Origin of the sequence: Polyangium sp. y55x31, assembly GCF_029946505.1 — a bacterium.
Classification (GTDB): Bacteria; Myxococcota_A; Polyangia; order Polyangiales; family Polyangiaceae; genus Polyangium.
The window spans coordinates 733,121-756,141 of the sequence record NZ_JARZHG010000002.1 but is presented as its reverse complement, the minus strand read 5'-3'; the positions used below and the strand labels follow the sequence as shown (position 1 = coordinate 756,141).

The window sequence follows — 23,021 nt, the reverse complement described above, 5'->3', positions numbered from 1 at the left end:
TTGCGCCGACGCTTTCGGCAAAAAGCTAGGCCACTCGCCACGCCTTCCGATAAAAAGGAGGGCCATGGCGGCCTCAGCGTCCACCACCTCCTGGAAACGCAAGCGCGCGGCCCTGGCCCTTGCCTCTCTCTCTTTTCTCGGGCTCGGGCTCGGCGCGCTCTCCTCGTTTGCGATCGGCTGCGGCTCCGGGGCCCCGCCGCCCGCCGCGGCGAAGCCGTGCGACGTTCAGATCGTCACGCTCCGCATCTACGCCGCGGACAACATCAACCCGAACGAGAACCAGAACCCGCGCCCCGTCGTCATCCGGCTGTATCAGCTCAAGGACGAGATGCGGATGCAGAACGCGACGTACGACGAGGTCCTCCTCTCCGACAAGGAGGTCCTCGCCGACGACATCGTCAAGATGGACGAGGTCAGCGTTTTCCCGAACGATCTCGTGGAGGTGAAGTTCGAGCGCGCGAAGGAGGCGAGCACGCTCGGAGGCGTCGCGCTCTTCCACAGCCCGAAGGGGCAGAGCTGGAAGACGTTCTACGCATTTCCTCTGATGCCGGGCGAGGCCCAGTGCGGCGGCCGTGAGAGCGACGCCGGTGCGCAGGCCGACCCCAAGACTGCCTTCTTCGTCGAGTCCACGAAGATCGACAACGGCAGCGAATTCGACGAATCGATGTTCCCGAACGCGACATCGGTCCGCAGGGTCAACCTCCCCAAGGCGTCGGGCGGCAACGCTCCGCCGAAGGCCGCTGCCCCGGCCCCCTAGGGCCGCGCGGCGAGTTCTGATAAGACTGACCGGGCGATATGATCCACCCGCGCAAGCCCGTCTGGACCGAGGGGCTCTTCATGACCCCTCAGCATCTTCAGCAAGGGGACCAGTACCACGAGTCGCTGCTCCAAGCGCGTACCAACGCGCTCTTGAGTTATCCGTGGGGCGTGACGGGCGTGCAGTTCGACGAGCGCGCCCTCGCCGCGGGACAACTCAAGCTCGTCAAGTGTCACGGCTTCTTCCCCGATGGCACGCCGTTCTTCGTCGGTGATCGCGGCGAGGACGTGGTCGAGGCGCGGCCGCTCGAGGGCGTGTTCCCGGCGGCGCTCGAGGCGCTCGACGTCTTCGTGGCGATCCCGAACGTGCGCGAGACGCATCCGAACGTCGCGCTCGATCCGGCGAAGGCGAACCCGGCGATCCGGTTCGTCGCGGCCACCACGACGGTCCCGGACATGACGACGGGCCGCAACGACACCTCGGTCGTTTGGGCTCGTTACAACCTCCGCATCCTCTTCGGCACCGAGCCGCGCGACGCGTACCAGACCGTGCGGATCGGACAGCTCGTGCGGGATCGGACCGGCGCGATCGTCCTCAAGAAGAGCTTCATCCCGCCGATCCCGCACATCGGCAGCTCCGACCACATCATGTCGGGGATGCGGCGCATTCTCTCGGCGATGGTGGGCAAGCAGAAGTCCCTCGCCGAGGGGCGCAGGTTGCGCACGGCGGCGTCGGTCGACTTCCAGTTCTCCGACACGGCGAAGTTCTGGATGCTCCACACGCTGAACGCGTTCATCCCCGCCGTCTCGCACATGGTCGATCACGGCAACGCGCACCCCGAGGATTGCTACGTCCTCATCGCGTCGCTCATCGGCGAGCTCTGCACGTTCGCGGCGGACGGTGATCCGACGTCGATCCCGAAGTTCAACTACCTCGATCTCGAGGGCGTGTTCGAACCGCTCTTCGATCGTGCGCTCACGCTCGTCGCCAGCGTGCTCGCGGAGAACTACACCGTCGTGCCGCTCGAGAAGCGCGAGGACGGCATGTACCTCGGCAAGTTCGAGGATCCGAAGCTCCCGCGCACGCACGAGCTCTTCCTCGAAGCGAAGGGCGCCGACGAGGCGACGTTGCGCGAGCGTTTGCCGCGGCTCCTCAAGATGGGGTCGTGGACGCAGATCGGTTACATCCTGAACGCAGCCATGCCTGGCGTTCGTGTCGCGGTCGAGTACCGGCCCCCGGGCGCGATCCCGGTCAAGCCGGGCGTCATCTACCTCCGCGTCGACCAGGCTGGCGATTACTGGAACGACATCCTCGGCTCTGGCACGATCGCGATCTACCAGCCGATCGACCCGCAGAAGGTCGATCTGCGGCTGATCGCGGTCCAGGGCGGCAAGTGAATGAAGCGCGCGGCTTTTGAGATCATGGGGAGCGCATGAGCCTGTCGCAGTCGATGTATTGGGTCTGCTCGGATGTCCTGTCGCTGATCTTGCAGCTCAGGAACTCGCGGGATCTGCCTGCGCCGGACATCCTTCAGCGCCGCGTCCTGCAGCTCTTCGACACGATGATGCAGAACGGCCGCGAGGCTCGGATCCCCGAGCAAGACATGATCGACGCGAAGTTCGCGCTCGCCGCCTTCGCCGACGAGGTCATCTACCACTCGAGCTGGCCGGGCAAGACGCAGTGGCTCAGTAACCCGCTGCAGCTTCAGTTCTTCCAGCTCAACACCGCCGGTGACCAGTTCTTCGTGAACCTGGACAACCTGCACGGCCAGCGCAACCGCGCGCACGTCGCACAAATTTACTTCCTCTGTTTGGCCCTCGGCTTTCAGGGGAAATATCGTCTCAGGCACCAGGAGGGGCTCCAGGCGGTGGTGGAAGGGCTCGGCAACTACGTCGCGCTGGCGGAGGGCGGGGGAGATCAGCTCGCGCCGAACGCGGAGCGCAAGGACGGCGGCGGCGGCGCTGTTCGTCGCGAGCTGCCGTATCTCTTCATCGCGATCGGGTTCCTCATCCTGGCGCTGATCGTGATCTTCATCCTTTGGCTCATCATCGGCTCGAACGCCGACTCGACTGCCGAAGCCATCAAGAAGCTTCTGGGCGGCGGCAAGTAGCGTCCCGGGGAAGTTCCGCCGGACCGAGGGAGACGTTCCATGTGGCTGTGGATCCTGAGCGCCTTGTTCCTCGCCCTGGTCTGGGGCGTATGGTTCATCCTGAGACCCACGGGGCCAGGGCCGAGCGCCGAGGTGTTCCCGACGTGGATCCCGATCGCCATCACGGCCGTCGTGGTCCTCGGGTTGATTGGTCTCGTCGTGTATCGACGGATCCGCGCGGCGCGTGCGGCGCGCGCGCTGGAGAAGGCGATCGCGCAGCAGGCCCAGGAGCAAGCGCTCAACGCGAAGCCCGAGCGGCGCGCCGAGATCCAGGAGCTGCATCGCCAGCTCCAGGAGGGCATCAACGCGCTCAAGTCCTCGAAGCTCGGGGGCGGCACGAACGCGCTGTATTCGCTGCCCTGGTACGTGATGGTCGGCCCGCCCGGCGCGGGTAAGACGACCGCGCTGCGCCACTCGGGCCTCGTGTTCCCGTACCTCGATCCCGCGGGCGGCGGCGTCCGCGGCGTCGGCGGCACGCGCAACTGCGACTGGTGGTTCACGAACGAGGCGATCCTCCTCGACACCGCCGGCCGTTACACGACCGAGGCCGACGACCACGACGAGTGGATGGCCTTCCTCGAGCAGCTCCTCAAGTACCGCCCCGACAAGCCCGTGAACGGCGTCGTCTGCGCGGTGAGCATCTCGGAGCTCGTCGACGCGACGGAGGAGCAGGTCGAGTCGATCGCGAAGAAGGTCCGCGCGCGCATCGACGAGATGCAGTCGACGCTGAAGATGGTCCTGCCCGTCTACGTGATGTTCACGAAGGTGGACCTCGTCTCCGGGTTCGTCGAGTTCTTCGGCGATCTCAAGAAGAGCGAGCGTGGCCAGGGCTTCGGCGCCACGGTCAAGCTCGACGCGAACAAGAGCGAGCCCGGCAAGATCTTCGACGCCGAATTCGACACGCTCGTCGAGCGCATGCACGACCGCGCGCTCCGCCGCATGGTCACCGAGCGCAGCCGCGGGACCAAGGAGAAGGTCTTCCAGTTCCCGCTCGAGTTCGCGGCGATCAAGCAGAACCTCTCGCACTTCCTGAACGTCGCGTTCCAACCCTCGAAGACGGCGGGTTTGGCGACGCCGATCATGCGTGGCTTCTACATGACGAGCGGCGTGCAAGAGGGCAAACCCCTCGACCGCGTCCTCGGCACGATGATGAGCGCGTTCGGCCTGCGCCCCGCGATCGCGGACGAGTCGTCGACGGCGGGCAGCACGGAGGCGAAGAGCTACTTCCTCCGCGACGTCTTCATGAACGTCATCTTCCCGGACAAGGACATCGCGGCGCGCACCGCGGCCGAGGTCCGGAAGCAGCGGATCCAGCGGTTCGCGGCGGCGTTCGCGGCGGCGGCGCTCGCGGTCGTCCTGCTCATCCCGGCGATCATGTCGTTCGTGAACAACCGCGCGCTCGTCGCCGAGACCTCCCGGATCTCGGGCGAGGCGGCGGGCGTGAAGTGGACCGACGGCAGCTCTCCGCTGGAGAAGGTCGAGAAGCTCGACAACCTCCGCGCGCACGCCCAGCTCCTCGATCAGTACCGCGAGGAGGGCGCGCCCGTGAGCTACCGCTGGGGTATGTATCAGGGCGACAAACTCTTCGAGCCGACGAAGGACCAGTACATCGCGTCCTTGCGCGAGGGCTTCGTCAAGCCCGTGCGTGCGCGCCTCGAAGAGCGCCTGAACGCGGCGACCGGCGGCAAGTACCTCGAGGAGTACAACGACCTCAAGACGTACCTGCTGCTCGCCGACGAGCACAAAGTCCACCTGCTCCCCGAGTCCGAGACGGCGTGGGAGACGGGCAAGCTCCTGCAGCTCTGGACCGACATCCTCCGCCCGACGACGGACATCCCCGAGGCGGACCTCAAGGCGAAGCTCGCGCCGCACGTGAAGTACTACGTCGACCTGCTCCGCCGCGGCGCGATCCGTGGCGAGGAGCTCGACAAGCGCACCGTGGAGCGCACGCGCGACATCCTCGCCCGCGTCGGCCCCACGCAGCGGTACTACGACCGCTTCGTCACCGTGCTCGAGTACGAGAAGTACGACGAGAACGGCCCGAACACGCGCGAGAACCTGAAGTATCCGCCGATCTCGCTCGACGAGCTCTTCTCGGATCGCCCCGAGGTCCTGAGCAAGGTCCGCAGCGCCCAGAAGGAGCGCACGAGCAAGTGGTTCGTCGTGCGTGGCCCGTACACGTCGAAGGGCCACGCGCAGGTCGTGGCGAGCCTCGAAGAGGGCATCAAGGTCCTCGATCGCGAGCGCTGGGTCGTGCCGCTGACGCAGGAGGAAGAGCGCCAGGGCGACAAGATCGCGCAGGCCCTCGCCCGCGTACGCCAGGACTACGACGCGCAGTACATCCGCGAGTGGCTCGAGTTCTTCCGGGACATCTCCGTCGAGATCCCGCCGAACAACAAAGAGGCGATCGAGGAGTTCCGCGTCCTTTCCACGCCGGACTGGCCCTACCAGCGCCTGCTCCGCGCGCTCGAGGACAACACGCAGTTCGATCTGGTGGAGAACCAGGCCGAGCAGCAGGTCATGAACGACGGCGGCGTGCTCGATCAGGTCAAGGAGCGCGTGAAGCGCCGCATCGACTCGTCGTTCAGCACGCGCACCGGAACGACGGGCCGTCTGTCGGACCTCGTGAAGTTCGGCGGCGGCGGCGCGCCGGGCACGTACGATCCGATCCCGGACAAGTTCCGCTCGATGGTGCGCTTCGGCGTGCCCGAGCAGCAGAAGCCCGCGGCCGAGGGCCAGCCCCCGCCGCCCATGACGCCGGCCGAGCTCTCGAAGTACATCGGTCACCTCGAGCAGCTCGCGGCCGAGATGGGCGGCATCGAGGACGCCCCGCCCGGCGCCAGCACGCAGGCCGCGCGCGAAAAATTCGGCGAGGCCGTGCGCGAGACCGAGAAGCTCCTGCTCAAGATGGACGAGACGGGCCAGGAGCTCATGACGCCGCTGCTCATGAACCCGCTCCGCCAGGCCTACAAGGCCGTCATGCGCAGCGCCGGTGGGTCTGCGAGCGGGCTCTGGGAGGTCGTCGTCTGGCCGCCCTTCCGCGAGAACATCAAGGATCGGTATCCCTTCGATCTCGCGGCGTCGCGTGACGCTTCGTTCGAGGACGTGGTCGCCTTCTTGAAGCCGAAGGAGGGCATCCTCTGGGGCTTCTACGAGCAGCACCTCGACGATTTCCACATCCGCGTGGGCCACGACTTCATCCCGAAAGGCGGCCTCGAAGGTCGTCCGAAGCCGGCGAAGCCGTTCACGCCCTTCAACGCGATGCTGTATCCGTGCCTGCACCGGGCGCACGAGATCACCGAGGCCCTGTGGCCGAGCGGCGGCGGGGAAAAACCGCAGGTGACGTTCAACGTCAACCTGAAGACGGTGAGCCCGATCGTCAGTGAGGTGCTCTTCGAGATCGACGGCCAGAAGCGCCTGTATCGGAACGAGAAGGAGTTCTGGCACACGTTCACCTGGCCGGGCGAGAAGCAGACCGGCGCGCGCCTGCGCGTGCGTGGTGCGGGTGGGCTCGACGAGGAGCTCGTGCGCGAGGGCCCGTGGGGCATCTTCCGCCTGTTCGAGGCGGGCACGACGACGGCCGAGAAGGACAAGGACAGCGTCTTCACGGTGACGTGGCAGATGACTGCGCCTCCCGTGACGGTGACGATGGAAGTGCGCCCCACCCGCGCCAATCATCCTTTCGTCAACAGCTTCTTCCGCGCGACCAACTGCCCCCCCAGCATTGGCGACAGCTTCGGCGGCAAGAAGGGCTCTTGAGATGGTGTTCCACAGGCGCCGCGTATCCGCCTGTGGAATGCCCTCCCAGGGTTCGCCCGCGGCAGTACGCCCCCTTGTAAAAAGAGGGGGTTCGTGTATTTGTGGGCCGGGCCGGTGATGTTCTGGCGAAAGAAGAAGGCTCCTGCGATCCCCCCGCAGATTGGCTGCTTCGGCAAGCTGCCTGCGACGGGTGATTTCATCCGCTTCAATGCCGGCGGAGACGAGCTCGCGGCGTTCGATCGCTGGCTCGGCGGGGGCCTCGATTTCGCGCGCCGCGCGATGGGCACCTCGTTCGAGGCGGCGTATCAGCCCTCCGTCGGGCTCTTCATCTTCCACGGCGAAGGCAAAGACAACGAGCCTCCCACGCGCGGCATGGTCGGCGCCTGGGCCGCGAGCGGCGACAACGCGGGTCGTACGTACCCGATGGTCGTTTTTGCTTCGTACGATTACGGCCAGCTCGTGTCGGCCGGCGCGTCGCTCCCGATCGCGCTCTGGTCGCTGCTCGCCTCGTCGTACGAGATCGCCACGAGCGGACGAACCCTGCCGGTCGACGCGTTCGTCGATCGCGTCTCGCGCATCGTTCCTCCTTCGCTCGAAGACGCGGACGCAGCGGGCGCCGGTTATCGCTCGTGGCTCACCACGCAGTCGATGAAAGCGCTCTGGGAGACGGGCTTCGGCACGGACGCGGGCCGCTTCTGGGTCTTGCAGAACGTGTTCGCGTCGGTCGAGCCGTTCATGGGGCAGGAGAACCCGAAGACGGGGCTCTGCATTCGCCTGCCGCTCGGCGCGGGCGACGCCTACGCAGCGGCCGTGTGGATGGACATGACGTTGCGCCTCGCGCGCTGGAAAAACACGCTGCTCAATGCCTTCTGGGTCCCGCAGCAGACGATGCTCCTACACCTCGGTCCGCCGCACGTGGCGTCGTTCCGGGAGCTCATCGCGCCGACGGGATATGCCGATCACATCGTGGAGCTTTGCCGTCCTCCGACGGTCGACGAGCCCACTTCGCGCCGCGCCCTCGGCGTGCAGCTCGACGCCCTCGTGGCGCGCTCGGAGCTGACCATCTCGGGCTTCCTCGACGGCCTCGGCCAATAACGCACCCCACGTCCGAACGACGCGCCTTTCGTTCGAGGCGCGCACACGTGGTGCGAACGGGCGCGACCCGCGGCTATGATGCCGTCCATGGCGGCGAGTGACGCGGTTGAAGCTGCAAAGAACCGAGTGTCGGCGATGATCGAGCCGATCTCGGGGGGTGTTGGGCAGGACGTCTCGTACGACGAGCTGTTCGAGGCGATCAAGGCCGAGGTCGACAAGGCGCAGTCCCTCGAGGGCGGCAAGATCGACTGGTCGAAGATCGTGACGAACGCCGAGGAGCTGCTCACCGAGAAGTCGAAGGACTTTCGCCTCGCGGTGTATTACGCGGCGGCGAAGGCGCACACGGACGGGGTCCAGGGCGCGGTCGATGGGCTCGTGCTCATCAACGAGCTGAACACGGCGTTCTGGGACAAGATGTATCCGCCCATCAAGCGCCCGCGCACGCGCGGCAACTTGATGAGCTGGTACGGCGATCAGGTCGCGGCCGCGATCGGGACCTTCAACCCGACGGCGAAGGACGCGGACATCGTCGGCGCGCTCGATCAGCAGAGCCGCCTGCTCGACGGAGAGCTCCGGGACAAACTCGGCGACGCGTACCCGGGCATGGGCTCGCTGCGCGAGTCGTCGCGGCGCATGCTCGCGAGTGTTCCGAAGGAAGCGCCTCCGCCTCCGCCTCCTCCGCCTCCTCCGCCGCCGCCCCCGCCGCCTCCTCCGCCGCCTCCTCCGCCGCCTGCGGCCGCCCAGCGTCCGCCGCCGCCGCCTCCGCCGCCGCCTCCGCCTGCGTATTCCGCGCCGGCCGTGGAGACGGCGCCGGTCGAAGTCTCGGTGCCGGATGGGACGGCCATCACGGACGCGGATTCGGCGAACGCGGTGCTCGATCAGGTGAGCACCTTGCTCATGCGCGCGGGCGAGGCGCTACGCGCGGCCGATCCGTCGAACGCGTTCGCGTATCGCGTGAGCCGCATCGGCCTCTGGCTTTTCATGCAGCAGGATCCGCCGGCCGAGGGTGGACAAACCTACCTGCCTTCGCCGCCGGATCACGTGCGCGGCGCGTTCGACGGCATGGCCGAGGCGAGCAACTGGGAGGGGATCCTCGCGTCGGTCGACGAGGTTGTCTCGGAACATCGCCTCTGGCTCGATCCGCACCGCCACGTTTCGAACGCGCTCGGAGAGCTCGGGTATGCCGACGCGAAGCTCGCGCATTTGCGTGAGGTCGGGCTCCTCTTGCAGCGCGCGCCGACGCTGCCGGATCTCACGTTCAACGACGGCGTCCCGCTGGCCGACGATCTCACGAAGGCCTGGATCGACGCCGAGGTTCGTCCGGTCCTCGGATCGGGCGGTGGTGGAGGCGGCGGCGGCGCGGCGGCGGGCGGCGCGCCGGGAGGCAAGGGCTTCCGCGCGCTCGACAAGGCGATCGGCGAGGCGCGAAACCTCATCGAAAATGGTGATCCCCTCGGGGCGATCCAGGCCGTGGCAAAGGTCGCGGGGACGGCGGTGACGCCGGTCGACAAGTTCCGGGGCAAGCTCGCGATCGCGCAGGTTTGCCTGCAGCTCGGGCAGCTCGCGATCGCGCGTGCGCAGCTCGATGGACTCGAGCGCATGGCCAAGCAGCACAAACTCGACGAGTGGGATCCGGAGCTCTGCGCGGAGCTTTATGGGGCGCTTTACACGGCGCTTCGCGGGTTGAACCAGGGATACGAGGTCAGTGAGGAAGCGCGTAAGAGGGAGAACGAGGCGTTCGAACGCCTCTGCGAGCTGGATGCCGCGGCGGCCTTCCGCATCTCGGCCACCTGAGCGCCCGCGTAGTGAAACGAGCGAACTCGTTCCGAAAGATAACGATGGACGAAGTCGGGGTAGTTTGCGGTATTCTCTCGGCGCCTGTCGAGGTGGGCCCCGACCTGACGGCAATCACGTTTTCAACGTAGGGCGGCTCGGAAAGGCCGCTCGGAGCATGTAGCTCCCAAGCGTAGGGGAAAGGAGCCTTCCGCGATGAAAGAAGGATCAGTCGCGCCGAAAGAACGCGTGAACATCACGTACAAGCCAGCGACGGGGAACGCGAAGGAAGAGGTCGAGCTCCCGCTGAAGCTCCTCATGCTTGGCGACTACACCATGCGCCCCGACCCGACGCCGCTCGAGGATCGGAAGCCCATCAACGTCGACAAGGACAACTTCCAGAAGGTGATGGCGGAGCAGAAGCTGTCGCTCAACCTGGCGGTCAAGGATCGGCTGTCGGAGAACGAGGACAACGAGCTCAACGTCAACCTCAAGTTCCGCCGTTTGTCGGATATGGAGCCTGCGGCGATCGCCAACCAGGTGCCCGAGCTGAAGAAGCTGCTCGAGCTCCGCGCCGCGCTCACCGCGCTGAAGGGCCCGCTCGGGAACGAGAAGGCGTTCCGCAACAAGATTCAGACGATCTTGAACGATCCGGCCCAGCGCAACCGGCTCATCAACGAGCTCGGTCTCAAGCAGGGGGAGGAATAACCGATGGCTTCCGAGCATCAGGCGCAAGGCGGCGCGGGCGTACAGACGCTCGAAGGTGGCAGCCTTCTCGACGACATCCTCTCGGAGACGAAGATGGCTCCGGGCGACGAGGGCTACGAGGTCGCCAAGCGCGGCGTCCAGGCCTTCATCGCGGAGCTCATCGCGCCGAAGCGCGAGGGCGAGAAGGTCGACAAGGCCCTCGTCGACGCGCTGATCGCCGAGATCGACGCCAAGCTGTCGCGCCAGATCGACGAGATCCTTCACCACCCGACGTTCCAGAAGCTGGAGTCGGCGTGGCGCGGCCTGAAGTTCGTCGTGGACCGCACGGACTTCCGCGAGAACGTCAAGGTCGAGCTTTTGAACTGCTCGAAGGAAGACCTGCTCGCCGATTTCGAGGACGCCCCCGAGGTGCCCAAGAGCGGCCTGTACAAGCTCGTGTACTCGGCGGAGTTCGGTCAGTTCGGCGGCCGTCCCTACGGCGCGATCATCGCGAACTACGAGTTCGGCCCCGGCCCGCAGGACATCATGCTCCTGCAGAAGTGCGCCTCCGTCGCGACGATGTCGCACGCGCCCTTCATCGCGGCCGCCGGCCCGCAGTTCTTCGGCCTGAAGGACTACCTGAACCTGCCGAACCTGAAGGACCTCAAGGCGCTCTTCGAAGGCCCGCAGTACACGAAGTACAACGCCTTCCGCGAGACCGAGGACTCCCGCTACGTCGGCCTCGTGATGCCGCGCTTCCTCCTCCGCCTCCCCTACGGCGCGAACACCGTGCCCGTGAAGGAGTTCAACTACGAGGAGAACGTCATCGGCCAGCACGAGTCGTACTGCTGGGGCAACGCGGTCTTCGCATTCGCGACGCGCCTCGCGGACAGCTTCGCCAAGTACCGCTGGTGCCCGAACATCATCGGCCCGCAGGCGGGCGGCTCGGTCGAGAACCTGCCGCTGCACCAGTACGAGGCGATGGGCGAGATCCAGACGAAGATCCCGACCGAGATCATGCTCACGGAGCGCCGCGAGTACGAGCTCTCGGAGGAAGGCTTCATCGGCCTCACCTACCGCAAGGACTCGGACAACGCGTGCTTCTTCTCGGCGAACAGCGTGCAGAAGCCGAAGTACTTCGGCCAGAGCGAGGAGGGCCGCGCCGCCGAGCTCAACTATCGCCTCGGCACGCAGCTCCCGTACATGTTCATCATGTGCCGCATTGCGCACTACCTGAAGGTGCTGCAGCGCGAGCAGATCGGTACGTGGAAGGAGCGCGCCGATCTCGAGAAGGAGCTCAACGACTGGATCTCGCAGTACGTCGCCGATCAGGACGTCGTCTCGGCGAGCATCCGCGGCCGTCGCCCCCTCCGCAAGGCGCGTATCATCGTGACCGAGGTCGAGGGCAACGCCGGCTGGTACAAGGTCGACATGCAGGTGCGCCCGCACTTCAAGTACATGGGCGCATTCTTCACGTTGAGCCTCGTCGGCAAGCTCGACAAGGAATGAGCCGTTTCGGCTGATCCCGACAAACGCCGAAGGCCGGCCCGAAAGAGCCGGCCTTCGTGCTTTTGTGCGCTGCTCACCCCCCCTTTGCAAAGGCCGCATCGCGGCCTTTGCACCAAAGGTCCAGGGCTTGCCCTGGTCCGGGTCGAGGGGCGGACAGCCCCCGCGGGGCCCGGGGCAGCGCCCCGGCGCGGCCTAACCCACCAAGAATTCGAGCGAGAACTCTTCGAGGGCGACGCCGAGGAAGCGGCGCGGGCGGATCGTGACGGCGACGGCCGTGCCATCCGAGGTCGCGTGCGCGTTCACCGCGATCTCCATGCTGCCGGGCTTGGCGTCCTCGAAGAGCGCCCAGAGCGAGCGGTCCACGAGCGATTTCGCCTCGGAGGGCGCGACGTTCCCGGGCAAACGGCCGGCGAGGACGCGCAGGAACTGGACGATCCGGGCCACGAAGAGCTGATCGACCAAAGAGACGCGTTCGAGCCGCGCTTCGGGCTCCGTCGAGGCGCTGTCGTATGTGCGCTTGGGCGGCGGGACGTAGGACGTCGGCGCCGCGAGCACGTAGATCGAATCGCTGTTCGGGGCCGAGGCCAAAAGCAGGACGCCGGCTTTGGAGAGCTCGCGCTGGGAGTCCGTCGAGACGAACGCTTGCGTGGGGATCGCTACGACCTCGGCGTCGTCGACCTGCCCACGCACCTCGTGAATCGTCAGGTTTCCGAGTGTGCCGCCGCTGCGGGCGCCCACGATGCGGCACGGCCAGCGCGTCTCGCGGAAGCTCGTCGTGATGAGCGCGCCCACGCCGTAGGCCGGCGCGATCCAGACCATCGCGCCCTCGTCCGCGGGCTCCTCCTTGACCACCATTTCCCGCACGCGCGAGGTCGCCTTGTCGTAGGCGGCGCGCGCCAGGATGCCGTTCATCGCCATCGTCACCCAGCGCATCGCCGGTTTCTGCGCCGTCGACTGCCAGCGCACCTGATCCGGCGTGGAGAAGAGGGCGATCTTGTTGTCGAGCCGTTCGAGATCGGCGAGCCGATCCAGGCCGAGGAGCGCGTGCGATGCATTCAGCACGACGGGCACGGTCTGCGCCTCGGCGACGCGGGCGATCTCTTCGAGCTGAGAGAGCGTCGCGGAGGTGCCGGTGATCGTGATGTCCACGATCGCGCAGGAGACCGGGGGCTCGCCGCCGGCGGATTGGCGGGCTGCGCGTTCGAGCGCCATGGCCGCGAGCTCGGGCCGCGCGCAGACGACGTCGATCTTCAGGCCCTTCGTGCCCTTCGAGCGATCGGCGAACAGTTGCAGGCCGCGCCAGGCCTCTTCCAGGCGGCGCACCTCGGGGTGCTGGAGGATCGCGCCGAGCTGCGCGCCGATGGCCTTCTCGACGCGCTGGATGGCCTCCTGCGGGCTGAAGCGGGCCGAGCTCGACTTGCCGGCGTTCGCGACGGCCGAGATGAGCGCACCGAAGCGGGCGTCGGAGGCAGGGGCCTGCGGCCTCGCCGGCACGACGGGCGCGGGCGCGGATTCGGCGCGGCTCGGATCGGTCTCGACCATGTCGAGGATCGAGGCGACCGAGGCCTCGGACGTGTCACGCGCGGGCGCGGAGACGCTCGCGGCGCGGGGCGCGCTGCCGGCCTCCGAGACGAGGCGCAGGACGTCCCTCACGAAAGGCGAGGAGTTCCAGATTCGATCGAGCTCGACGCGGGCCTGGTCGCGATCGATCGAGCCGTCGCGGAGCTTCTCCAGCGTGAGCTTGCCATCGAGGAGCGAGCGGAGAAGCGGGACCTCCGTGAGCAGCCCATCGGGCCGGAAGCTCTTGAGGCTCGTCGGCGCGAGGTCGACGCGCGCGCGGTTGCCCTCGGCGAGCACGCTGGGCACCTCGATCGCGATGCGCGGACGCAGGCGCGTGAAGAGGTCGTCGAACGCGAGCGGATCGACCCGCACCGCGAGCTCGGGCGCGCTGGCGCCGGCGTTGTGCTCGTCGCGCGGCAAGAGGTCCGCGACGACGAGCACGCGGAGCGGCAGGAGCGGCCCCTCGGTCTGCTCCAGTTGCTCGGGGGCCTCGTCGCCCACGTTGAAGTTCATCCCACCCTTCATGAAACCCTTCGTTTCGGCGGCCATGGCCGAGGAGTGTAGGAGGGGAGCGCGCGCGGGAGAAGCGGCAAACGCGGCGCGTGAAATCACGGCCGCGCGGCTTTCTTTGACGTGGGCCGGGCCCTGCTAAGCTCCGCGCCCATGCGTGGCCCTGCGAACGCCGAGGAGGCCGTTGCGACGACTCCGCGGCGCGGTTCCATTCGACTCGGCCTGCTCGGGTGCGGCACCGTGGGCGGCGGTGTGCTCGAGCTCTGCGCCGCGAACGCTCGATGGCTCGAAGGAAGGGTCGGCGCGCCGCTCGAAGTGCGCCGCGTGCTCGTCCGCGACCCCCGCAAAGAACGCGTCGCCGCCTGCGATCCGCGCTGGATCACGACGCGCCCCGAGGACGTGGTCGACGACCCGGAGATCGACGTCGTCGTCGAGGTGATGGGCGGCGAGGAGGCCGCGCTCGAGCTCGTGGAGCGCGCGATCGCAGCGGGCAAGGGGGTCGTCACGGCGAACAAGCTTCTCCTCGCGAAGCACGGGCCGCGGCTCGTGGACCTCGCGATCGCGCGTGGGACCGATCTCGCGTTCGAGGGCGCGGTGGGCGGCGGCATCCCCATCATCCGCACCTTGCGCGAGGCGTTCGCGAGCGACTGGGTCGAGCGGCTCGCAGGCATCGTGAACGGCACGTGCAACTACGTGCTCGGGCGCATGCGCGAGGGCGGGCTCGGGCTCGACGAGGCCGTGCGCGAGGCCCAGGCGAAGGGCTACGCGGAGGCGGATCCCTCGCTCGACACGGGCGGCCACGACGCCGCGCACAAGCTCTGCGTGCTGGCGATGCTGGCCTTCGGCGCGCGTGTCCCCGCGAGCGCGCTGCACGTGGAGGGGATCGAGGGCATCGAGGAGCGGGATCATCGTTATGCCGAGCGCTTCGGCTACGTGATCAAGCACCTCGCGATCGGCCGTGATTTCGGCGACGCGATCGAGCTCCGCGTGCACCCGACGCTCATCCCGAAGACGAGCGTGCTCGCGAACGTGTCGGGCGTCCTGAACGCGATCCTCCTCGAAGGCCGTGCGCTCGGCCCATGCATGCTCTACGGCCGCGGCGCCGGCGATCTGCCGACAGCCGTGAGCGTGGTGAGCGACATCCTCGACGTGGGGCGCTCGATCGTGGCCGGCGCATCGGGCTTGCTCACGCGGGGCATCGCGATGGAGCCACGCCCGCTCAAGCCGCAGGAGGACGTCGAGACCCGGTTCTACCTGCGCCTCTCGGCGCCGGAGCGCCCGGGGCTCATGGCGCGGATCGCAGGCGAGCTAGGCGAGCTCGGCGTGAGCCTGGAGCAGATGGTGCAGCCGGAGCGCCCCGCCGCGCCGGGCGATCCCGTCGACATCGTGGTGATCACCCACGTGGCGCGTGAAGGGAATGTGACCGCGGCGCTCGAACGTATGCGCACAGAAGGGCTCCTCGCGGCGCCGCCGCGCCTTTACCGCATCGAGGTCTCGTGACGAGCTTCCACCTGGATCCCGACGCCCCACTCGGCGTCTTCGACTCCGGTCTCGGCGGTCTGACCGTCGTGCGCGCACTCCGCGAACGTTGTCCCGCAGAAGACATCGTATACCTCGGCGACACCGCGCGCGTGCCGTACGGGACACGATCCGCCGAGACCGTCGTGCGTTACGCGCTCGGCTGCGCGCGCGTGCTCGTGAACCGCGGGGTGAAGGCAATCGTGGTCGCCTGCAACACCGTGAGCGCCGTCGCACTCGACATGCTGCGCGTGGAGCTCGACCGGCCCGTGCTCGGCGTGATCGTGCCCGGCGCGCGAGCAGCCGTCGCAGCAGCAAAAGGCGGCGCCGTAGGCGTGCTCGGCACGACCGGAACAATCACCTCGGGCGCATACCCCCGCGCAGTCGCCTCGCTCTCCACGCGGACCGAGGTATTCGGTCAACCCGCGCCGCTGCTCGTCTCGCTCGCAGAGGAAGGGTGGCTCGAAGGGGAAGTGCCGCGTCTCGTGTCGCAGCGTTACCTCGAGCCACTCGTGCGCGCAGGGGCACGTTGCGTGGTGCTTGGATGCACGCATTTCCCCCTGCTCCAGCGAGTGATCGAGGCCGAAGCCGCCTCACTCGCAGGCGCGCCGATCCCAATCGTGGACAGCGCATCAGCGACCGCAGACGACGTCTCCGCATTCCTCGCCGAGCGCGGGCAACGCACGACCCGGTCAGCACGAGGCAAGCTCGAACTCTTCGTGACGGATCTACCGAAAAGTTTTTCCACGGTCGCCGAGCGGTTCCTCGGCGAGCCACTCGGCGACGTGCACCAGATCGATCTCTGATGGCAGCGTAGCGCCGGGGTTTCACCCCGGACCCGACCAGGGGTTGTCCACCCCTGGACCCGGACCAGCGCAAGCGCTGGACTCGGGGTCGATGAACTGCGCGATGCGCAGTTCATCGAACAGCCGGTGGCAAGACCAGGAACGACCTTAGCCAGCCGAAACGGCAGCGCTGCCGCCCCCAGCCGACACGTCAACCCTGCTGTTTTGGCTGGCCAGCCCCTCGCCGGTCTTGCCACGGGCCCGTCGGAAAAACCGCGCATCGCGCGGTTTTTCCGCCCGCGGTCCAGGCCGTGCCTGGTCCGGGGTGAAGGGGGCGGACAGCCCCCTTCTGGGGTGCGGGGCAACGCCCCGCGCACGCGCACACACCCGTCAAAACTGGTGCGCTTCGGTCGACTCGTTCAGCGCGAGCGTGCTGGCGAGGCCGCCCGAAACCACCTGCGCGACCTGATCGAAGTAGCCTGTGCCCACTTCGCGCTGGTGGCGCGTGGCCGTGTAGCCGCTCTTCTCTGCGGCGAATTCGGCTTGCTGCAGCTCCGAGTAGGCGCTCATGCCGCGCACTTTGTACTCGCGCGCGAGCTCGTACATCCCGTGGTTCAGCGCGTGGAAGCCGGCCAGCGTGACGAATTGGAACTTGTAGCCCATGGCTCCGAGCTCGCGCTGGAACTTTGCGATCGTCAGATCGTCGAGGTTTTTCTTCCAGTTGAACGACGGCGAGCAGTTGTAGGCGAGCAGCTTGCCTGGGAATTTTGCGTGCACGCCCTCGGCGAACTTGCGCGCTTCTTCGAGGTCTGGCGTGCTCGTCTCGCACCAGAGCATGTCTGCGTACGGCGCGTAGGCGAGCGCGCGTGCGATGGCTGCGTCGAGACCGCCGTTGAACTGGAAGAAGCCCTCGGGCGTGCGCTCGCCTGTGATGAATGGCCGATCGCGTGGGTCGACGTCGCTCGTCAGCAGCTTTGCGCTGTCGGCGTCCGTGCGGGCCACGAGCAGCGTCGGCACGCCCATCACGTCGGAGGCGAGCCGTGCTGCTACGAGTGTCCGGACGAACTGGCTCGTCGGCACCAGCACCTTGCCGCCCATGTGGCCGCACTTCTTCTCCGATGCGAGCTGGTCCTCGAAGTGCACGCCGGAGGCGCCTGCCTCGATCATCCCTTTCATCAGCTCGAATGCGTTCAGCGGCCCGCCGAAGCCTGCTTCTGCGTCTGCCACGATGGGCGCGAGCCAGTGCCGCTCGCGCTTGCCTTCGGCGTGATCGATCTGGTCGGCGCGGAGCAGGGCCTGGTTGATCCGGCGCACCACGCTCGGGACGCTGTTCGCCGGGTAGAGGCTCTGATCCGGGTACATCTCGCCTGCGAGGTTTGCGTCCGCCGCGACTTGCCAGCCGCTCAGGTAGATCGCTTTCAGACCCGCGCGCACCTGCTGCATTGCCTGGTTGCCCGTCAGCGCGCCGAGTGCTGCCACGTAGTCATCGGTGTGCAGGAGCTCCCAGAGCCGCTGCGCGCCGAGCTTCGCGATTGTGTGCTCGATCTGGAATGAACCGCGCAGGCGCTCGACATCGGCCTCCGTGTACGGGCGGACGATGCCTTGAAAGCGGTTCGGCACGAGGCCGCTCTCGGAAACGGCGGTGGTGCGGATGGGAAGCGGATACGCGACGGACATGCGACTCTCTCCTTCAGCGGTTCATGCGGCGACGGGCGCCTTCTCGGTTTCCCCCGCCGACGTGGATGAAAGGGCGAGGAGACGTTCGTACGCGGGCAGCGTGAGGAACTCTTCGAGTTCGTCCGAGGTGGTCAGCGTCGTGAAGAGCTCGCGTGCCTCCTCGAAGCGACCGTGGGCGAATGCCTCGGCTCCGCGCTCTTTCGCGAGCTCTTCCATCGTCTCGTCGATCGTCCGGACGAGCCGCGCGTGATCGAGCGGCTCGCCCTCGACGGACACGCCGTGGTGCTGCCACTGCCACACCTGCGCGCGGCAGATCTCGGCCGTCGCGGCGTCCTCCATGAGGTCGTAAAGCGGCACGCACCCGATGCCGCGCAGCCACGCCTCGATGTAGAGGATGCCCACCTTGATGTTGTGCCTGAGGCCCGCCTCGGTGCGCGGACCGTCGGGGACACGCAGGAGATCCTCGGCTTGGACGTTCACGTCCTCGCGCTTCACGTCGATCTGGTTCGGGCCGTCCATGTGCGCGTCGAAGATTTGCCGCGCGATCGGCACGAGCCCCGGGTGCGCGACCCACGTGCCGTCGTGCCCGGCGTGCACCTCGCGGAGTTTGTCCGCTCGAACCTTGTCCAGGGCGGCACGACTACGCGCTTCGTCGCCTTTGATCGGGATCTGCGCGGCCATTCCGCCCATCGCGTGTGCGCCGCGGCGGTGGCACGTCTTGACGACGAGGTCCGTGTAGGCTTTCAGGAACGGACGATCCATCGTGACCAGGCTCCGGTCTGGCAGGATGAATGCCGGGTCTGCGCCGAGCTTTTTGATGAAGCTGAAGATGTAGTCCCAGCGGCCGCAGTTCAGCCCGGCCGAGTGCTCGCGCAGCTCGTAGAGGATCTCGTCCATCTCGAACGCAGCGGGCAGCGTCTCGATGAGCACGGTGGCGCGAAGGGTGCCGGGCGGCAGATCGAGCTCGGCCTGTGCGCGCAGAAAGACGTCGTTCCAGAGGCGCGCTTCGAGGTGGCTCTCGAGCTTTGGCAGGTAGAAATAGGGGCGCTTGCCGCGCTCCACGAGGGCGCGGGCGTTGTGGAAGAAGTACAGGCCGAAATCGAAGAGCGACCCGGGCACGGGCTTTCCGTCCACGAGCATGTGCTTTTCCGGCAGGTGCAGGCCTCGCGGGCGAACGAAGAGGACGGCCGTGTGCTCACCGAGCGTGTACGACTTGCCCGAAGTGGGATCGACGTACCCGATCGTCCCTCGCACGGCGTCGGCCAGATTTTTTTGCCCTTCGACGAGGTTCGCGAATGTCGGCGACGTCGCGTCCTCGAAATCGGCCATGAACACGTTTGCGCCGGAGTTCAGGGCATTGATGATCATCTTCCGGTCGACGGGGCCGGTGATCTCGACGCTGCGGTCCTGGATGTCGTCGGGGATGGCGGCGACGGACCAATCTGCGGCGCGGAGCTCGGCTGTCTCTTCGAGGAAATCGGGGCGCTCGCCGGCGAGGAAATGCGCGCGCCGCTCGGCTCGCCGGGCGAGGAGCGCGTCGATGCGCCCTCGGAAGGCGCGCGTGAGGTCGATCACAAACTGGAGCGCCTCGGGCGTGAGCACATCGCTCTGCGAGGGGGTTGTCGGGCCGAGGATCGTGACGGGAGAGGAGGTTCCGTGCATGGCTCAACGCTCCGCGTCCAACGCTGCGCGTCGTGACATACGAACTATTTGGCGTTTGCCCTCTGTCGTCAATGAACGAAACAAATTCAGGATGTTACGTATGTACGACTCCATCGTTTGACTTGCAGTCACAGTTGTAAAGGTTGTAAACTGGCCTTGGCAGTAATGGGGCAAACCGCAAGAGCTCCGCTGCTTTGCGCTATGGCCGAAAATACGATGCTGGGCGGAAAGGTGAGGGCGCTGCGTCGACGCGAAAACATGACGCAAGGGCAACTCGCCGATCGGCTGGGGATATCGCCGAGCTACCTCAACTTGATCGAGAACAACCGGCGCCCGCTCACGGCGCCCATGCTCATCAAGCTGGCGCAGCTCTTCGAGCTCGACCTGTCCACGTTCGGGACGGGCGGCGACGCCTCGATCGTCTCGGATTTACGCGAGGCGTTCGGAGATCCGCTCTTCGACAACCACGGCGTCACGACGAGCGATCTCAAAGAGCTCGCCGGCAGCTCTCCTGCCCTCGCAAAGGCCGTGCTCGCGCTGTATCGCGCATATCGCGATACCCGAGAATCCGCAGAGACGCTCTCCGAGCGGCTCGAGGGCGGCGAGGGCGTGGCCGGCGTCGAGCCCACGCGATTGCCGACGGAAGAGGTCAGCGACCTGCTCCAGCGGCACATGAATCACTTCCCCACGCTCGAGGACGCCGCCGACGAGATCCGTGCCCGCGGCAGGCTCGAATCCGACGACGTCTACCGTTCGCTCGTGCGGTTCCTCGAAAAGGAGCACGGCGTCGAGGTCCGCCTGCTGCACGTCGCCGACGAACGCAAAGCCATGCGCCGCTTCGATCGCGAGGCGCGGCGCCTCAGCCTGTCCGAGCTCCTGCCCCCACGCAGCAGGCGCTTCCAGCTCGCCCACCAGATCGGCCTGCTCTCGGCGAGCGAGGCGATCGACAAACTGCTCGAAGGCGAGAGCGGCCTCTCCACGCCCGAGTCACGCGCGCTCGCCCGCGTGGCGCTCGCCAATTACTTCGCAGCCGCGCTGCTCATGCCGTACGTCCCGTTTCACGAGGCCGCGCGCGCCGAGCGTTACGACATCGAGCTTCTGGCCCATCGCTTCGGCACGAGCTTCGAGCAAGTCTGCCACCGCCTGACCACCTTGCGCAGGCCCGGCGCGGAAGGCGTGCCCTTCCACTTCTTGCGCATCGACATCGCCGGCAACATCTCCAAGCGCTTCAGCGGCTCGGGCATCCGCTTCGCGCGCTTCAACGGCGCCTGCCCGCGCTGGGCCGTTCACACGGCGTTCCTGACGCCAGGGATGATCCGGGTGCAGCTCTCGCGCATGACCGACGGGACGAAGTATTTCTGCGTCGCGAGGACCGTGCGAAACGATCGCGGCGGCTACCACGCGCCGCACTCGATGCTGTCGGTGAGCATCGGCTGCGAGGCGAGGTTCGCACGCGAGCTCGTCTATTCGGACGGCGTCGACGTGGAGAGCAACGAGGCGCTCGTCCCCGTGGGCGTGACGTGCAGGCTCTGCGAGCACCACGATTGCGAGCAGCGCGTCTTCCCGCCCATGCAGCACCCGCTCAGGATCGACGAGAACATGCGTGGCGTGAGCTTTTTCGGGCCTGTGCCGAAGCGATGAGGCGGCGTGGCGCCGGGGTTTCACCCCGGACCCGAGCAGGGGCTGTCCGCCCCTGCACCCGGACCAGGGCCAGCCCTGGACCTTGGGTGCATCGACCGCGATGCGGTCGATGCAAGGGAGGTCAGATGCCCACGATCGCAGAGAGGGATGTTTCGAGTTCGGCCATGCGCGTCTTGGCGCGTTCCTCGGCCACGGCGACAGCCTCACCCGGCGTGATGGGCTCGCGGATGTCGAAGTAGAATTTGATCTTCGGCTCGGTCCCGCTCGGCCGCGCGATGATGCGGCTGCCGCCCTCGAGATCCAGCGCGATCATGTTGCTCTTCGGGAGCGTGAGCGGCTCGGTGCGGCCGTCCGGGAGCGTGCGGACCTGCGCCTGGAAATCGGAGAGCGCCAGCACGGCGAGCGCGCCGACATGCGAGGGCTTCGAGGCGCGCAGCCGATCCATCGCGGCCTGGATCTGCGCGACACCCTCGGTGCCAGGCAGCGTCACCGAGCGCTGGCCACTCGCATAGAGGCCATACCGGCGCGAGAGGGCCTCGAGCTCGTCGAGCACGCTCTTGCCACCAGCCTGGAGCACGCTCGCAAGCTCCGCGAAGAGTAGCGCCGCGCCGATCCCGTCCTTGTCACGCACGAGCGTGCCCACCGTGTACCCGAGCGCCTCCTCGTACCCGAAGACGAACGTCGCGCCCTCCGTACGTTCGAGATCCATCGCGCGGTTCGCGATCCACTTGAAGCCCGTCAGCGTCTCCTCGTAGCGGACCCCGAGCGCGCGCGCGATCGCGCCGAGCATGGGCGACGAGACGATCGACGCGATCACGAGTTTTTTCCCCGCGTCCTCGACGGGGACGTCGTCCGCGAGGCAAGCCGGCGTGCGCGTGAGCAAGTAATGGCCGAGCAGTGTGCCGACCTGGTTGCCCGTGAGCTGCACGTATCCACCCTCGGAGCGGCGTACGGCGACGGCGAGGCGATCGACGTCGGGATCGTTCGCCAGGATGAGCGTCGCGCCCTCGCGCGCAGCGAGCGCGAAGGACAGATCCATCGCGCCCTTCTCCTCGGGGTTCGGGAAGGCCACGGTCGGGAACGCGCCGTCCGGCTCCGCTTGCTCGGGCACGGTCGTGACCCGGGCAAACCCCGCGGCCGCGAGCGCCGCCCGCACGAGCCGGTTCCCCACGCCGTGCAGCGGCGTGTACACGATCGAGAGCGATCGATCGCCGTCACCCCGCACCGAGAGTGCTGCGATCGCGGCGAGGTACCGATCGTCGAGATCGTTTGGGAACGAACGAACGAGCCCTTGCGCGCGGGCCGCTTCGAGATCCGATCGGGGCACGTCCTTCGCCGCCGGCGAGGCGTCGATCGCGGCCGCGATGCCCTTGTCGTGCGGCGGGATGATCTGCGCGCCGTTGCCCCAGTAGACCTTGTAGCCGTTGTATTCGGGCGGGTTGTGGCTGGCCGTGATCATGACGCCCGCGACGGCCCCGAGCGCCTGCACCGCGTACGCCGTGACGGGCGTGGGGCAGGGGATCGGCGAGAGGATCGCCGGGATGCCGGCCGCGGCGAAAGCGCACGCGGTGTCCTCGGCGAACTCGCGGCTCATCCGCCGGCCGTCGTAGCCGATCACGACCCCACACGCGCGCGCGGCGGCCTCGTCCGTCGCGAGCAGGTACCGCGCGAGCCCGGCCGTCGTCCGCAGAACGACCGCGCGGTTCATGCGGGTCTCGCCCGCGCCGATGACGCCTCGTAGCCCCGCCGTGCCGAACTCGAGCGGACCCGCGAAGCGCTCGCCGAGGTCCCGCAAAGCGCTCGCCTTCTGCGCCGGATCAGCGGCGGAGGAGGCGACGTCGACGAGGTGGGTGAGCTCTTTGCGGGTCTCGGGATCGGGGTCGGCTTCGATCCAGCTTCGGGCGCGTTCGAGGAGGTCGGTCATCGTGCGGACAGTTGT

Annotated in this window: 15 protein-coding genes; 11 read left to right on the top strand and 4 right to left on the bottom strand. The window is 67.4% G+C overall.

All coding sequences use genetic code 11. The features are described from left to right. Window positions 1-64 precede the first annotated feature (64 nt). The 8 genes from tssJ (at window position 65) to tssC (ending at window position 11,729) form a co-directional block, all read left to right on the top strand. Window positions 65-757, top strand: coding sequence for a type VI secretion system lipoprotein TssJ (gene tssJ / locus QHF84_RS06135; RefSeq protein ID WP_281312230.1), 693 nt, complete (start codon window positions 65-67; stop codon window positions 755-757). Window positions 758-795: 38 nt separating this feature from the next. Beyond that, on the top strand, window positions 796-2,154 hold the full coding sequence (tssK, locus tag QHF84_RS06130; RefSeq protein ID WP_281312229.1) for a type VI secretion system baseplate subunit TssK: 1,359 nt from the start codon (window positions 796-798) through the stop codon (window positions 2,152-2,154). A 35-nt stretch (window positions 2,155-2,189) separates the two neighbouring features. Then, complete coding sequence (locus tag QHF84_RS06125; protein WP_153818124.1) at window positions 2,190-2,867, top strand: DotU family type IV/VI secretion system protein; 678 nt, start codon at window positions 2,190-2,192, stop codon at window positions 2,865-2,867. 39 nt (window positions 2,868-2,906) lie between these two features. Further along, window positions 2,907-6,665, top strand: coding sequence for a type VI secretion system membrane subunit TssM (gene tssM, locus QHF84_RS06120; RefSeq protein WP_281312228.1), 3,759 nt, complete (start codon window positions 2,907-2,909; stop codon window positions 6,663-6,665). A gap of 93 nt (window positions 6,666-6,758) precedes the next feature. Continuing rightward, window positions 6,759-7,760: a type VI secretion system-associated protein TagF gene (gene tagF, locus QHF84_RS06115; protein WP_281312227.1), complete on the top strand. Its 1,002-nt coding sequence runs from the start codon at window positions 6,759-6,761 to the stop codon at window positions 7,758-7,760. A gap of 135 nt (window positions 7,761-7,895) precedes the next feature. Next, window positions 7,896-9,554, top strand: coding sequence for a type VI secretion system protein TssA (gene tssA / locus QHF84_RS06110; protein WP_281312226.1), 1,659 nt, complete (start codon window positions 7,896-7,898; stop codon window positions 9,552-9,554). A 195-nt stretch (window positions 9,555-9,749) separates the two neighbouring features. After that, window positions 9,750-10,241, top strand: a complete 492-nt coding sequence (gene tssB, locus QHF84_RS06105; RefSeq protein ID WP_153818121.1) for a type VI secretion system contractile sheath small subunit — start codon at window positions 9,750-9,752, stop codon at window positions 10,239-10,241. A gap of 3 nt (window positions 10,242-10,244) precedes the next feature. Continuing rightward, window positions 10,245-11,729: a type VI secretion system contractile sheath large subunit gene (gene tssC / locus QHF84_RS06100; RefSeq protein ID WP_281312225.1), complete on the top strand. Its 1,485-nt coding sequence runs from the start codon at window positions 10,245-10,247 to the stop codon at window positions 11,727-11,729. Window positions 11,730-11,921: 192 nt separating this feature from the next. On the opposite strand, the gene QHF84_RS06095 is transcribed toward tssC, so the two are convergent. Continuing rightward, window positions 11,922-13,838, bottom strand: coding sequence for a type VI secretion system contractile sheath large subunit (locus tag QHF84_RS06095; RefSeq protein ID WP_281312224.1), 1,917 nt, complete (start codon window positions 13,836-13,838; stop codon window positions 11,922-11,924). A gap of 114 nt (window positions 13,839-13,952) precedes the next feature. On the opposite strand from QHF84_RS06095, the gene QHF84_RS06090 reads away from it, so the two are divergent. Together QHF84_RS06090 and murI are read left to right on the top strand one after the other, a co-directional pair. Further along, complete coding sequence (locus QHF84_RS06090) at window positions 13,953-15,299, top strand: homoserine dehydrogenase (RefSeq protein WP_281312223.1); 1,347 nt, start codon at window positions 13,953-13,955, stop codon at window positions 15,297-15,299. Beyond that, the gene (murI, locus tag QHF84_RS06085) at window positions 15,296-16,123 is read left to right on the top strand and encodes a glutamate racemase (RefSeq protein ID WP_281312222.1); all 828 of its coding nucleotides are present in this window, start codon (window positions 15,296-15,298) and stop codon (window positions 16,121-16,123) included. Before QHF84_RS06090 ends, murI begins: the two co-directional genes overlap by 4 nt. Before the next feature lie 369 nt (window positions 16,124-16,492). Here the strand turns inward: murI and aceA are convergent, their stop codons facing one another. Together aceA and aceB are read right to left on the bottom strand one after the other, a co-directional pair. Continuing rightward, entirely contained in the window at window positions 16,493-17,779 is a 1,287-nt protein-coding gene (aceA, locus tag QHF84_RS06080) for an isocitrate lyase (RefSeq protein WP_281312221.1), read from the bottom strand. Window positions 17,780-17,800: 21 nt separating this feature from the next. Then, window positions 17,801-19,441, bottom strand: a complete 1,641-nt coding sequence (gene aceB, locus QHF84_RS06075) for a malate synthase A (protein WP_281312220.1) — start codon at window positions 19,439-19,441, stop codon at window positions 17,801-17,803. Window positions 19,442-19,642: 201 nt separating this feature from the next. On the opposite strand from aceB, the gene QHF84_RS06070 reads away from it, so the two are divergent. After that, a complete protein-coding gene (locus QHF84_RS06070) occupies window positions 19,643-21,082 on the top strand; it encodes a helix-turn-helix transcriptional regulator (protein ID WP_281312219.1) in 1,440 nt (479 codons plus the stop codon). 121 nt (window positions 21,083-21,203) lie between these two features. Here the strand turns inward: QHF84_RS06070 and QHF84_RS06065 are convergent, their stop codons facing one another. Continuing rightward, window positions 21,204-23,006: a phospho-sugar mutase gene (locus QHF84_RS06065; protein WP_281312218.1), complete on the bottom strand. Its 1,803-nt coding sequence runs from the start codon at window positions 23,004-23,006 to the stop codon at window positions 21,204-21,206. Between the last annotated feature and the right edge of the window lie 15 nt (window positions 23,007-23,021).